Consider the following 12,730-nt stretch of genomic DNA (forward strand, 5'->3'; position numbering starts at 1 on the left):
CCAGGGTGACTGCCGCCGCCGGACCACCACCATCCCGTGGATCAATATCCACGGGCTCCCTAGAATAGGAGCTCCACGATGGCTAAGGCTGAACTCCGTAAGCCCAAACCAAAGTCCAACCCCTTGAAGGCCGCTGACATCACTGTCATCGACTACAAGGACGTAGCATTGCTGCGCAAGTTCATCTCCGACCGCGGAAAGATCCGCGCCCGTCGCGTCACTGGCGTCACGGTGCAGGAACAGCGCAAGATCGCACAGGCAATCAAGAACGCCCGCGAAGTTGCCCTGCTGCCTTACTCCGGCGCTGGCCGCGGCTAAGGAAGGGATTAACTAACATGGCAAAGCTCATTCTGACCCACGAAGTAACCGGTCTCGGTGCTGCTGGCGATGTTGTAGAGGTCAAGGACGGTTACGCACGTAACTACCTGCTCCCCCGCAACTTCGCCCTGACCTGGTCGAAGGGTGGCGAAAAGCAGGTTCAGTCCATCAAGGCTGCCCGCGCCGCCCGCGAGCACGCTTCCCTGGAAGACGCTCAGAAGCAGGCCGCTGCACTCTCCGCCAAGCCGGTCAAGCTCGTTGTCAAGGCTGGCGAGACCGGACGCCTGTTCGGCACCGTCAAGCAGGGCGACGTCGCTGACGCTGTTGAGGCCGCTGGCCTTGGCCGCATCGACAAGCGCAAGGTTGAACTGCCGGCACACATCAAGTCGGTTGGTTCCTACCAGGCAAACGTCCGTCTTCACGACGACGTTGCTGCTGTGATCGAGCTCGACGTAGTGGCAGGCAAGTAGTCTTTACGGCTGCCCGCACCTGAACTGCACAAAGACCCCCGCCGCCGGACTCCGGCGGCGGGGGTCTTTTGTCTGCGCGGATAAATCCGGCTTAGAGGCTGTGCAACTCCGCCATGACATGGCGGTAGCCGGTCCGGATCATCTCGGCGAGCACCTCGCGGTCCACGTCCTGGAGCCTGTTGATGTAGAGGCACGCGACTCCCGTCTTGTGCTTGCCCAACTCGGGGAGCAGCCTGTCAGCGTCCGGGCCGTAGGTCAGGCCATAGAGTGCCAGATTGGTCTTCCGGGGTGAAAAGCCGACGGCGGCCGCGTCCCCCTCCCGTCCACTGGCGTACCGGTAGTGGTAACTGCCGAAGCCAACAATCGCCGGCCCCCACATCACCGCCTCCTGGTGGGTGATGCCGCGCATCAGTTCGAGCAGTTCGAACCCGTCGGCGCGCCGTCCGGGGTGCTCCACCGCCGCCAGGAACTCCTCAACGGGCACGTTGGTGGGCTGGGTTTTGTTCTCTGCCATGGACGTAGTTTTGCAGACCAGCAGGTTACCTGCCAGCTCCGGTGATAGCCTGCAGCGGTGAGTTCACCTTCCGCGCGCAGCCGTCCCTTCCATCAGGTTGACGTCTTCTCCGGCGAGCCATACCGCGGCAACCCGCTCGCCGTGGTGGTCGATGCTGAGGGGCTGACGGCAGAGCAAATGCAACAGTTCGCCAACTGGACCAACCTGTCCGAAACGACCTTCCTGCTGCCCCCGACCGACCCCCGCGCTGACTACCGCGTGCGGATTTTTACGGGCAGCGAGGAGTTTCCGTTCGCCGGCCATCCCACGCTGGGTTCGGCCCATACCTGGCTGGAATCCGGAGGTGTGCCCAAATCCGGGGGCTTTGTGGTGCAGGAGTGCGGTGCCGGTTTGGTCCGGGTGAAGCACGACGCCGGACGGCTGGCCTTCGCGGCCCCGCCGCTCACCCGCTTCGGTCCGGTGGGAGGAGACCTTCGGAGCAGACTTGCCGCCGGGCTGCGCGTTCCCGAATCTGACGTCCTTGATGCTTCGTGGCTGGTCAACGGTCCTGAATGGATCGGTGTACTGCTCGGATCGGCGGAGCAGGTCCTGGCGATCCGGCCCGACTTCGCTGCTATGGGCGACCTGAAGGTGGGAGTTGTGGGAGCCCACAAAGCGGGAGCCGGGGCGGATTTCGAGGTGCGCACTTTCCTTCCCGGTGACGCCATCATGGAGGACCCGGTCACCGGCAGCTTCAACGCCGGCGTGGCGCAGTGGCTGATCAACAACAACAAGGCTCCACACGAGTATGTAGCCGCCCAGGGGACCGTCCTGGGCCGGGCCGGACGCATTCACGTCGCGGCGGACGACGGCGATATTTGGGTGGGCGGACATTCCACCACCTGCATCAGGGGGTCAGTGCTGCTCTAAGCAGGGGGACGGGAATACTCCGGGAGGCTCTCCGGTTCAGAAGGTAGATGCATATGCATGTACGATGAATTGATTGAACAACAGGAGAATGCCATGGAGACCCGCCGCATCACCGTCCTTTCCGCCGGACTCGGCGTACCGTCCTCGAGCCGCCTGCTGGCTGACCAGCTGGCCGCCTCGGCCGAGCGGGAACTGAACGCCGCAGGCTTCAGCGTGCACGTGGACGTCATCGAACTCCGCGACCTGGCCGTGGACATCGCCAACAACTTTGTGACCGGCTATGCAGCTCCCCGCCTGGCCGAGGTTATTGCAGGAGTCGAAGCCTCGGACGGAATCATCGCTGTAACGCCTGTCTTCAGCGCGTCCTACAGTGGCCTCTTCAAGTCCTTCATCGACGTCCTCGACCCCAAGTCACTGGACGGTAAAGCGGTCCTGCTCGGCGCCACCGGCGGCACCGACCGCCACCAGATGGTCCTGGACTACGCCATGCGGCCGCTGTTCAGCTACCTTCGCACCCGGATGGCCGCCACCGGAGTCTTCGCCGGCCCCCAGGACTGGGGAACCACGGACGACGGCGGCTCCGGCCTTGCGGAGCGCATCGACCGGGCATCCGGCGAGTTTACGCGCCTGCTGGAAGGGCCGCAGCCGGGGCGCGGGCCGGCCCCGATGGAGTCATTGCCCTTCGAACAGCTGCTGGCGGGCATCTCCGGAAAGCGCTGAACCTGCAGCGTCGAACTTTCGGGCAGTACCGGACGTTGTGTGGGCATGAAATGTCCTGTGGATTCCGTGGAACTGATGATGACCGAACGCAGCGGGGTGGAGATCGATTACTGCCCCCAATGCCGGGGAGTGTGGCTCGACCGCGGGGAGCTGGACAAGATCCTGGACCGTGCGGCTGACATGTCCGGTCCCGCCCCGGCGCGTCCTTCAACCCCGGCTCCCGGGATGGCGCCCCCGCCGCTCTACCCCAACTTCGAACCGCGCCGGGACCAGCGTGGCTACGACGAGCGCCGGTACGGCAAGCAGGGCTACGACCGGGACAATGACCGGCGGCGCCACAAGAAGAAGGAAGGCTGGCTGGGAGACCTGTTCGACTTCTAGGCCAGGCGCCCAGCAGGGGCACCGTGCCCCTGAAGGGATGGCGCCCGAAGGTCAGTCATCCAGCAGTTCGATGAATTCCCTGGCCTGGTTCAGGGTGATGTCCGAGTGCCTCGACAAGGCGGTGGCCGCAGCTTCGGTATCCCCGCTGCGGGCCAGCGTGCGGATTCTGCCGTAGATTTCGTCGTTGAGCATGTTGCTGCTGACCTCACGCGTCACCTCGCCCTTGCTGGCAATTGCGCGGTAGCGGTACGGGAAACGCTGCGGTTCTTCGTCCTCGTCATCGTCCACGGCTGCATGACGGGCCTCCGCGCCCCGGTAGGGCTGGGGATGGGCTGCCAGTGCCCCAACGGCGTCCCGTGACGCCCGCAGGCCCTCCCCCGTGCTCTCGTAGTACAGCTTGATGGCAGCCATCGCCTGGCCCTGGGCAATCAGGGCATAGAGCCTGCGGTGTTCTTCCTCGGAAAGTCTGGCGGCGGCTGCCCTCGCCAGTTCGGCGGGGGTGACGGTCGGCTCCGCCGGCCCGGCAGTGCGGGCGGCCTTCCGCCTGCTGACGGCGCGGGCAGCCAGTGTTACTCCCGCGATCACGGCAAGGAGGATAAGGACAGGTGCCACAAGCGATTCCATGATCTATTGCCGTTCTATGTGCTTCCTGGCTGCCGCCAGATCTGATTGCTTAGCCTGGGCAGCGTTTTGGCTGGGCATCGTACTTCGCTCCAGGCGGGCGCGCGCTGCCGTGGCAGCCTGGACCTGTGCTGCGTAGTGCTGCGCCGAACGCTCCGCGAGGTCGCGCTGGTATTTTTCGGCGTCAGACACGCCCGAATCGCGCGGGCTCAGGGCGGTGAAAAGACCCCAGATGAGCGCCACTAAAACGATCGCAGGCAACAAAACCAGCAGCAGTTCGCCCATGCATAGAGCTTATGCCAGATCCTGGTTATCCACAGCAATATTCGGCATGGCGCATGGTGGCGGGCCGGCCGCCGGGACAAATCAGCGGAATGGAATATGAGGACCACCACAGGAATGCCCGTCACCTCCGCTTGCGCCTCTCCGGGCTTCCCGTTCCGCCCTGGTCTGCGTCGCAGGCTGTGGATGAAATTCCCCAGAAGAAATATTTCCTCCACATGCCCGGCCCAACGTTTGCGCAGGTCAAAGCCGTATCGAGGGTCAAAGTTTTTTAGTGTCCACAGCTTTCCCCACAGGCTGTGCACAAGCTATGCCGGGTACTGCACAGGTTATCCACAGCCCTCGCGGCAAGCTGGCTTTGAGGCTGGACCCAAGGCGGATAGCGTAGCGGGGTACCTGTTCTTCGGCGCCTCCGACGGCTTCCAAATGGGGCGCAGGACTGTACAGGGCGGACTGCTGCAACCCGCAGGGACGGCCAATTGTGGAAAACCTGTGGACAGTGGGGATAACTCCGGCGAGAGGCCTGCGGCACCCGCGGGCAGCGCAGGATTGTCGGACCCCGCCGGTAAACCTGGACAGGTGGCGGGGCGCAGTTTTGCGGCGCAACGCCTTTAGCAGGATGGTTAGCCACCGGGCACCACAGTCCCCGGTACACAGTGGAGGACGGCAGCTTTGTCAGTAGCGCATCTGGACCCGATCGAAGCCACCCGCGGATCGGATGTGAGCCGGAAGCCTCCGCAGGACATTCCCGCCGAACAATCCGTCCTCGGCGGAATGATGTTGTCCAAGGACGCGATTGCCGACGTCGTGGAGATCCTCCGCGGTCAGGACTTTTACCGGCCGGCGCATGAAACCATCTACGAGGCCATCATCGATCTCTATGGCCGCGGTGAACCGGCTGACGCCGTCACGGTCTCCGATGAGCTCACCAAGCGCGCCGAGATCAACCGGATCGGCGGCCCTGCCTACCTGCACGAGCTGATTCAAACTGTTCCCACCGCAGCCAACGCGGGGTACTACGCCGAAATCGTTGCTGAACGCGCTGTCCTCCGGCGCCTGGTCAATGCCGGAACCAAGATCGTCCAGCTGGGATACGGCTCGGACGGCGAGGTGGAGGACCTGGTCAACCAGGCCCAGGCGGAGGTCTACGCTGTGGCCGAACGGCGCACCGCCGAGGACTACGTGGTGCTCAAGGACGTCATGGAGTCCACGGTGGACGAGATCGAGGCGTCCGGCCACCGCGGTGAAGGCATGACCGGGGTGCCCACCGGCTTTTTTGAACTCGACGAGCTCACCCACGGGCTACATCCCGGCCAGATGATTGTGATTGCTGCCCGGCCCGCCGTGGGCAAGTCCACCTTCGCCCTCGATTTTGCCCGCTCCGCCGCCATCAAGAACAACCTGGCAACCGTGATGTTCTCCCTCGAAATGGGCCGGAACGAGATCGCCATGCGCCTGCTCTCCGCCGAGGCAACCATCGGGCTGCAGGACCTGCGCAAGGGAACCATCAAGGACGAGCAGTGGTCCAAGATCGCCACCACCATGGGCAGGATGAATGACGCCCCGCTGTTCATCGATGACAGCCCCAACATGTCCCTGATGGAAATCCGTGCCAAGTGCCGCCGCCTGAAGCAGCAGCATGATCTCAAGCTCGTCATCCTCGACTACCTGCAGCTGATGAGCTCAGGAAAGAAAGTGGAGTCGCGCCAGCAGGAAGTCTCCGAGTTCTCGCGTGCGCTGAAGCTGCTGGCCAAGGAGCTCCAGGTCCCTGTTATCGCGCTGTCCCAGTTGAACCGTGGATCCGAGCAGCGCTCGGACAAGCGCCCCATGGTCTCGGACCTCCGTGAATCCGGCTCCATCGAGCAGGATGCCGACATGGTGATCCTGCTCCACCGCGAGGACGTCTACGACAAAGAATCACCGCGTGCCGGTGAAGCGGACATCCTGATCGCCAAGCACCGTAACGGCCCCACCAAGGACATCGTGGTGGCCTTCCAGGGCCATTACTCCCGCTTCGCCAACATGGCGGCCGACACCGGCGGCGGAGGCTTCTAGGCCAGGATTGTCCCTGCCGGGCCCGGTCAGCCGTGGGGACTTGCCGCCGCTGGTCTTCAGCCCCGCGGCAACAGGTGGTTCGGCAGCCGGTTTCCCGGTGCGGTTCCCCGGATTTCCAGCAGTTCGCGGGCGTGGGCGTGAAGCCTTTTGTCCTCGTCGCTGACAGGAACCCAGGCGGGGACGGGCACGGAGTTGCCGTCGTCGTCGCGCGCCACCATCACCGTGAGGCAGTAAGTGGTGAGGTGCAGTTCGCTGCTCTTGGGGTCGCCGGACCGGACGTGGACGGCGATGTGCATGCCCTTCGTCCCCGTGTACACGAGGCGGGCCTCCACCTCCACCACGTGGCCGATCAGCAGCGGACGGTAAAACCGGACGCCGCCCGAGAACACCGCCACGGTATCCATTCCGCAGTAGCGGGTCGCGCAGACGTAGGCGGCTTCGTCAATCCACTTCATGACGATGCCGCCGTGGACTTTTCCGCCCCAGTTCACATCCGTGGGAGCGGCCATAAACCGCAGGGTGACACGCTCCGCCGTACCCGCATCCGTATATTCCTGGCGGTTCATAGCTTCCACGATCTGCTCGCGGATCTTCACGCGCGCCAGGGCATGGTCACGCTGCTCGATCTCCTCAGTGGTGACAGGTTCGAACTGCTGCACCGGGATAGGCTTCCCGTCCTCGCCCACGGCAACGAAAATCACCATGCACTGGCTGCGCATGGTGGCCGTGCCGCCCTTCGGGTCCCCCGAGGACACCACGGTCCGGATGTGCATCGAGGACCGGCCGGTATAGACGATGGTGGCCTCCACCTCCACCATGTCACCGCTGTTGACGGGGTCGGCGAAGTGGATGTTCCCCACGTAGGCGGTGACGCAGTAGGACTTTGCCCAGCCCACGGCGGCAGCATAGGCGGCCTTATCCACCCACTCCAAAACGGTTCCGGCGTCCACGGAACCGCTGTGGCCCACGTCCATGGGGGCGGCCAGGAAGCGGAGGGTCACGGAGTTGGAGGTGCCGGTCTCAGTCATGGTGCGATCATACTGACGCCGCCGGTTACCCATCGGTTGGGCCGGCAACAAAGGAGCCAAAGGCAGTGCCCCGCCCGCCGAAGGGCGGACGGGGCACTGCGTTGCCACCTGAGGTTGACCGCCGCCGCTTAGCCGCCGCGGGTGTATACGATGTCCGGCTGGGCCGGAAGCTCCATGCCCTCACCGATGAAGAAACCGGGGTGCGGCGGCTGGTTGTACGCGATGTTCTCGCGCGCAACCGAGAGCCGGTACACCGGATCATGCATCAGCGTCCGCAGCCGGACGTCGGTGCCTGCATTGGTGGTGTAGATCCGCAACTCGGTGCTGTCAGCCGAAGGCCACGCCAGTTCCTCCCGCCAGTCACCCAGGAGGTCCGCCTGGATGGCGGGTGTGCCCTTAGTGCTGTTGTTGGTCTTGGCGCCGGTGGCCGTGAGCAGACGGTCACTGGACTCCGTTTCCCAGTTCCACTTGGCGATGCTGGGCGTCCCCTTATTCGCAGCAGCGTCCCAGTCGTGGTCCACGATCTCGCGGAGCAGGTCGCCGTCCCACCAGGCCAGGAAGTTGGCTGCGGGGATGTAGTTGGCGATCAGCTCGCCCTTGGCCGAACGGAGCTCGCCCACTGGTGAATTCCAGGCTGCGTCCCCGCCAATGGCCCAGCCCTCGGCACCTGCGCGTCGGGGGTCGATGTCACCGGCTGCCGCGCGTCCGGTGTCCTTGGTCGCCGGGATGCTCCAGAGCACCTCACCTGTCCGCGAGTCCCGGAACGTGGCACCCTTGTTGCCGCTGGCACCCATGTCCTCGTGGGCGGTGAAGGTCTCCAGCCCTGGGCGGGACGGATCGAGGTCGCTGGTGTGGATGGCGTCTCCGTGGCCGAGCCCGGTGTTGTACAGCGGCTTGCCGTTGTCATCGATGGTCATCGAGCCGAAGATGAACTCATCCTTGCCGTCGGCGTCAACATCCGCGACAGACAGGTTGTGGTTGCCCTGGCCCCGGTACTGGGCACCGGAAGCATCTGAATCGAAGACCCAGCGCTTGACGATCTTGCCGCCCACCAGGTCGTAGGTGGCCAGCACAGCACGGGTGTAATAGCCGCGGCTGAACATCATGGAGGGGTGTTCACCGTCCAGGTAGGCCACGGCTCCAAGGAACCGGTCCACGCGGTTGCCGTAAGTGTCGCCCCAGGCCCCCACATCGCCTCGCGGCGGATCGTAGGCCACGGTGTCCATAATGGTGCCGGTGGCGCCGTGGAACACGGTAAGGAACTCAGGCCCCGTCAACACGTAGCCGCTGCTATTGCGGTAGTCCGCAGTGCCATTGCCAACTACGGTGCCGGCCGCGTCCCGTGTTCCGTCCGCCGTCTTCATGGCGATCTCAGCCTTGCCGTCGCCGTCGAAGTCGTAGGCGAGGAGCTGGGTGTAGTGGGCGCCGGCGCGAATGTTCGGGCCCATGTTGATGCGCCAGAGCCTGGTGCCGTCCATCGTGTAGGCATCCACATAAACAGTGCCGGTGTAACCTGCCTGCGAGTTGTCCTTGGAGTTGGACGGTGACCACATCTGGAGGACCTCGTAGGTGCCGTCGCCGTCCAGGTCTGCCACGCTGGAGTCGCCGGCGGAGTAGCTGTAGGGCTGGCCGTCCTTGGTGTAATCGTCAGCCGGCTTATCCAGCTTGACAGCCAGGTAATCCTGCGCCAGCGGAGTGAACTCGGCAGTGAGCTGGTCTCCGCCGTTGCCCACTGTCTTGACGACGTACCGGGAAGCTGCGGTTCCGTCCGGATCAAGGAACGTGGTGCTGTTACGGATCGGCTCATCGGTGAGTTGGACGCCGTCACGGATTACATGGAAGCCAATCTGCTCCGGGTCCAGGCCCAGCATGCGCCAGCCCACCCGAACACCGTCACCGGTCAGCAGGGCCACGGGGGCGCGGTCCAGCTTCTCCATCTGGCGGTTCACAACAGTGACCTTTTCGGTTCCCACTACTGGAGAGGGCGCTGATTCGCCGCCCTTGTTCACGGTGGTGACGCGGTAGTAGTACTTGATGGTGGTCAGCACGGTGTAATCGGTGTAGTTCACTTCGGTGGCGCGGCCCACGTACTCAAACGGGCCATCGGGGGAGGTGGACCGGTAGACCTGGTACGCGGCAGCGCCGGCGACTTTCTGCCATTTGAGCGTAACACTGGTCTTCTCGACGGCCTTGACGTCCACCTTGCCGGTGGCTGCCGGGACCGGGGTGTTGGGGTCCACCAGAGCGGTGTCCACAGTGTTGGATGGCACGGATTCCAGTCCCGTGCTGTCCAGTGCCGTGACGAAGTACTTGTACTTCAGGCCGGCGAAAGCCGTGGTGTCCCGGAAGGAGGCGGCGGGGACGTTTTCGGCGATGACCTGCGGTTCAGCTTCGAAGGAGGCCTGGCGGAACACCTTGTAACTGGCCGCGTCCGGCACGGCATCCCACGCGAGGTCAACAGTGGGGGGCTCGGCCGCGGCGTCAACCGCCGAGGTGTGCAGGTTGGTGGGGCCGACCAGGAGCGGAGTGACCTCGAGCCCGTTGAGCCGCTGGCCGGAACCGCTGATGGCCAGGTTCAGCTGGCCGTCGGAAACCAGGACCTGGTTGATGATCTTGGTGGCCGAGGATGCCCTGCTCGAGGACACCTGGCCGAAGGGGGTGCCCTCGGCGGCCACGTCAGTCCGGGTGGAGCCGATCCAGTCGCTGTGGTAGGTCTTCAGGGCGTAGGCGCCGTTGGGAACGTCCAGCTGGAATTCGAAGCTGGAGCCGCTGAGGACGAAGTCGCGCAGCAGGTTGCTGGTCACCGCTCCGCGGTCCCGGTCGCTGAGCACTGAGATGTCCTTGAAGCCGAAGCCCCGCTCCGGGGTGTAGGCCATTGTCCGGTCGACCTCGGTGTAACCGGCCTCGAGCGGTGCTCCCACCGGCCCGAAGTCGAACTTGTACTTCGCCTGTTTGGTGGTCACGGTAAGGGTGTCGCTGGGCTCGGAGAGGCCTTTGCCGTTCATGGCTGCGACGCGGACGTTGTAAGCCATCCCTTCGCCCAGCCCGGTCAAGTTGGCGGTGGGGACGGTCGCGGTGGTGGTGAGCTTGTAGGCGCTGTCCGGCTCAGAGGCCAGCTTGCGGTACACCTTATAGATGTCGGTGCCCTCAACGGGCTGCCATTTCAGAAGTGCTCCCGCATTGGAAACGCTTCCGGCCACCAGGCCCTGCGGCTTGGCGGGAACGGACGACGGCGGCGCGACTTCCTTCACGCGTGCCGCCAGCGGAACGCTGAGCTGCTTTACTCCGCCGGCTACCAGGCGGGCGACCTGGATGGCGCCGTATTCCTGGAAGTGGGTGTTGTCCACCGTGCCGGTGGGGCGGCCGGGATAGACGCCGGCATCGACGTGGAGGAACACGGACTTGGTGTCCTCCGGGCCGATTGCGTCGTAGTAGGCGCGGCTTGAGGCGGAGAGGTCCACCAATGCCACGTTTTCCTCGGCTGCCAGTTCCTGCATCTTGGCCACGTACTCGGGGAAGCTGACCCGGAACTTGCCGGTGGCTTCGTCGTAGTCCCGGCGTCCCACGGGGGTGACCAGCACGGGCGTCGCACCGCGCTGGCGGGCACCGTTCACGTAGGTCCGGAGGTATTCCTTGTAATCGGCGGGCGAGGCGTAGCGGTCGTCAACACCGATGGTGGCATCGTTGTGGCCGAACTGGACCATCAGGTAGTCGCCAGGGTTGATAACGCGCAGGATCTCGTCGAGCCGGCCTTGGCTTATGAAGTTCTTGGAACTCCTGCCGCCGATGGCGTGATTCTTGAAAGAGATGCTGTCATCGAAGTAGCGCTCGATCATCTGGCCCCAGCCTGCCTGGGGAACGTAGCCGGCGTCGTAGGTCTGGACGGTAGAGTCGCCCGCGAGATAGACGCCGGGGTCGGTGGTGGCGGTGCGGGGAGCCCGGGCGGCGATGACCAGGGAGTTGATTTTGGCAGCGGTTCCCGTGAAGTCGAGGTTAAGCTGGCCATCCACCAGTGAGATGGGGAACTCCATTTCCAGGTAATGGCCGGCCGGCTTGTCGGTCGCCTGGACCTTGGCCATTTTCTCCGCCGTGATGGCGATGTTCGTCGCTTCAGCGGCGTCGCCGGCGATGAGCTTGACGGTGTAGTCGCCGTTGGGGAGGTCTACCAGGAAGGAGCTTCCCTGGGCCTGCACAAAGTCGGAGCGCAGCGGATCTCCCGTGCCGCGGTCCACCCCGGAGGTCACGGCGGTATCCGTGAAGCCGAACTTGGTACCGGCGGAATACTGGGCATCGGCGGCTACGGCCGTGTAGCCGTCCGCAAGGGATCCCGGGCCGAAGTCGAATTTGTAGCCGCTTCCTACCGGCGGCAGCGAGGTATCGGCCTGGACCGCGGGAAGCCCGGTGAAGGCGATGGCAGCGGAAGCTACTGCGGCGGTCATTGCTTTCGCTCCGGCAGGGAGCCTGCGCAGGCGGGGTGGTGGTGCTTTCTGGGGCGGCGGTGTCACTTGCGGGGGTGTGTTCACGGACATCTCCTTCGATGAGCGGTGGCAAAGCGGTACCCAGGAGGATTGGAACGATTCAAGAGCGAAGATACGCAAACTGCGGCGAACTACACTGAAGGGTTTCCGAGTGATGGTGCGGGAGTGGCTGAGACCTGGGAGTGATGCAGCTCTCGCTGCAGCACTCACTGGTTTATCAGTTGGCCAAGCCTGCTGGCAAGCGTTTTCCCAACTTTCCCGTGAGCTTCTGGTGCCCCGTGTTTCGAATTGTTCGCTGCTCCTCTGGTCAGTCAAAGGGTCAGCGCCTGCAGCCCTGGAAATTCTGCTCCTTAAGGCGCGACGGCGGATGGGCACCCACGTGCCCATCCGCCGTCGCGCGCTTCCCGGCTGAGGCCGGATTTGGGGGATCAGGCCAGAAGTGCCAGCTTCGAGTTGCTGCGTCCGAAGAGGACGCGGTCCACCGAGACGCGACCCGCGCCGGTCAGTGCCAGGGCAAAGGCGGCTGCGGCGAGGAGCAGCACCAGTTCATAGCCGCCGTTTGCGGCGAAGACTCCGGCGGAGGCATGGACAAGGAACAGGGCGCCCAGCATGTCCAGCGCCAGGAGTGCCGCGACAACGCGGGTGAGGATGCCGAGGATCAGGGCGATTCCACCAGCGAGTTCCAGAACGGCGACGGCCGGTGCGGCAATCTCAGCTGCCGGGATTCCCATCTTGGCGAACGATGCCTGGGTGCCTGCGATGGTCCATTCGTTGAACTTCTGCCAGCCGTGGGCGGCGAAGAGGAAGCCCAGGATGATGCGGAGGGCGGTGATGGCGGTGGTGGTAAGTCGTGACTGGTTCATAGGGCTTAAGTCTTCCGTGCCAATGGTTGAAGTGTCAACTATTTGCGTCATAATGTGGGCTTTGTCATGCCGCTGCGATCACGCGCGGGTG

At 64.2% G+C, this 12,730-nt stretch carries 12 protein-coding genes; 6 read left to right on the forward strand and 6 right to left on the reverse strand.

Annotated features, from left to right (window positions below; all coding sequences use genetic code 11):
- Positions 1–78: 78 nt before the first annotated feature.
- Both rpsR and rplI read left to right on the forward strand, forming a co-directional pair.
- Positions 79–318 (forward strand): 30S ribosomal protein S18, encoded by a 240-nt coding sequence (gene rpsR / locus ACFVYC_RS07960; protein WP_003800144.1) that lies wholly within the window; start codon positions 79–81, stop codon positions 316–318.
- 17 nt (positions 319–335) lie between these two features.
- Positions 336–788, forward strand: coding sequence for a 50S ribosomal protein L9 (gene rplI, locus ACFVYC_RS07965; RefSeq protein WP_123253894.1), 453 nt, complete (start codon positions 336–338; stop codon positions 786–788).
- 91 nt (positions 789–879) lie between these two features.
- Here the strand turns inward: rplI and ACFVYC_RS07970 are convergent, their stop codons facing one another.
- Positions 880–1,302 (reverse strand): DUF1801 domain-containing protein, encoded by a 423-nt coding sequence (locus tag ACFVYC_RS07970; protein ID WP_387548747.1) that lies wholly within the window; start codon positions 1,300–1,302, stop codon positions 880–882.
- Positions 1,303–1,359: 57 nt separating this feature from the next.
- On the opposite strand from ACFVYC_RS07970, the gene ACFVYC_RS07975 reads away from it, so the two are divergent.
- The 3 genes from ACFVYC_RS07975 to ACFVYC_RS07985 all read left to right on the forward strand — a co-directional run bounded on the left by ACFVYC_RS07975 (position 1,360) and on the right by ACFVYC_RS07985 (position 3,312).
- Positions 1,360–2,211: a PhzF family phenazine biosynthesis protein gene (locus ACFVYC_RS07975; RefSeq protein WP_387548749.1), complete on the forward strand. Its 852-nt coding sequence runs from the start codon at positions 1,360–1,362 to the stop codon at positions 2,209–2,211.
- A 93-nt stretch (positions 2,212–2,304) separates the two neighbouring features.
- Positions 2,305–2,931 carry an FMN reductase gene (locus ACFVYC_RS07980; protein ID WP_387549020.1) on the forward strand — a complete coding sequence of 209 codons (627 nt, stop codon included), beginning with the start codon at positions 2,305–2,307 and terminating at the stop codon, positions 2,929–2,931.
- A 45-nt stretch (positions 2,932–2,976) separates the two neighbouring features.
- Positions 2,977–3,312 (forward strand): zf-TFIIB domain-containing protein, encoded by a 336-nt coding sequence (locus ACFVYC_RS07985; RefSeq protein ID WP_387548751.1) that lies wholly within the window; start codon positions 2,977–2,979, stop codon positions 3,310–3,312.
- A 51-nt stretch (positions 3,313–3,363) separates the two neighbouring features.
- Here ACFVYC_RS07985 and ACFVYC_RS07990 read toward each other — a convergent pair whose 3' ends face one another.
- Together ACFVYC_RS07990 and ACFVYC_RS07995 are read right to left on the reverse strand one after the other, a co-directional pair.
- Positions 3,364–3,936, reverse strand: coding sequence for a hypothetical protein (locus tag ACFVYC_RS07990; protein WP_387548753.1), 573 nt, complete (start codon positions 3,934–3,936; stop codon positions 3,364–3,366).
- A gap of 3 nt (positions 3,937–3,939) precedes the next feature.
- Positions 3,940–4,218, reverse strand: a complete 279-nt coding sequence (locus tag ACFVYC_RS07995) for a hypothetical protein (protein ID WP_387548755.1) — start codon at positions 4,216–4,218, stop codon at positions 3,940–3,942.
- Between the two features lie 669 nt (positions 4,219–4,887).
- On the opposite strand from ACFVYC_RS07995, the gene dnaB reads away from it, so the two are divergent.
- Entirely contained in the window at positions 4,888–6,270 is a 1,383-nt protein-coding gene (dnaB, locus tag ACFVYC_RS08000; RefSeq protein WP_387548757.1) for a replicative DNA helicase, read from the forward strand.
- A gap of 56 nt (positions 6,271–6,326) precedes the next feature.
- Here dnaB and ACFVYC_RS08005 read toward each other — a convergent pair whose 3' ends face one another.
- The 3 genes from ACFVYC_RS08005 to ACFVYC_RS08015 form a co-directional block, all read right to left on the reverse strand.
- Positions 6,327–7,298, reverse strand: coding sequence for an acyl-CoA thioesterase (locus tag ACFVYC_RS08005; protein ID WP_387548759.1), 972 nt, complete (start codon positions 7,296–7,298; stop codon positions 6,327–6,329).
- Between the two features lie 128 nt (positions 7,299–7,426).
- Complete coding sequence (locus tag ACFVYC_RS08010) at positions 7,427–11,821, reverse strand: SGNH/GDSL hydrolase family protein (RefSeq protein ID WP_387548761.1); 4,395 nt, start codon at positions 11,819–11,821, stop codon at positions 7,427–7,429.
- Between the two features lie 383 nt (positions 11,822–12,204).
- A complete protein-coding gene (locus ACFVYC_RS08015) occupies positions 12,205–12,639 on the reverse strand; it encodes a DoxX family protein (protein WP_387548763.1) in 435 nt (144 codons plus the stop codon).
- Between the last annotated feature and the right edge of the window lie 91 nt (positions 12,640–12,730).

Origin of the sequence: Pseudarthrobacter sp. NPDC058329, assembly GCF_042879835.1 — a bacterium.
GTDB lineage: Bacteria > Actinomycetota > Actinomycetes > Actinomycetales > Micrococcaceae > Arthrobacter.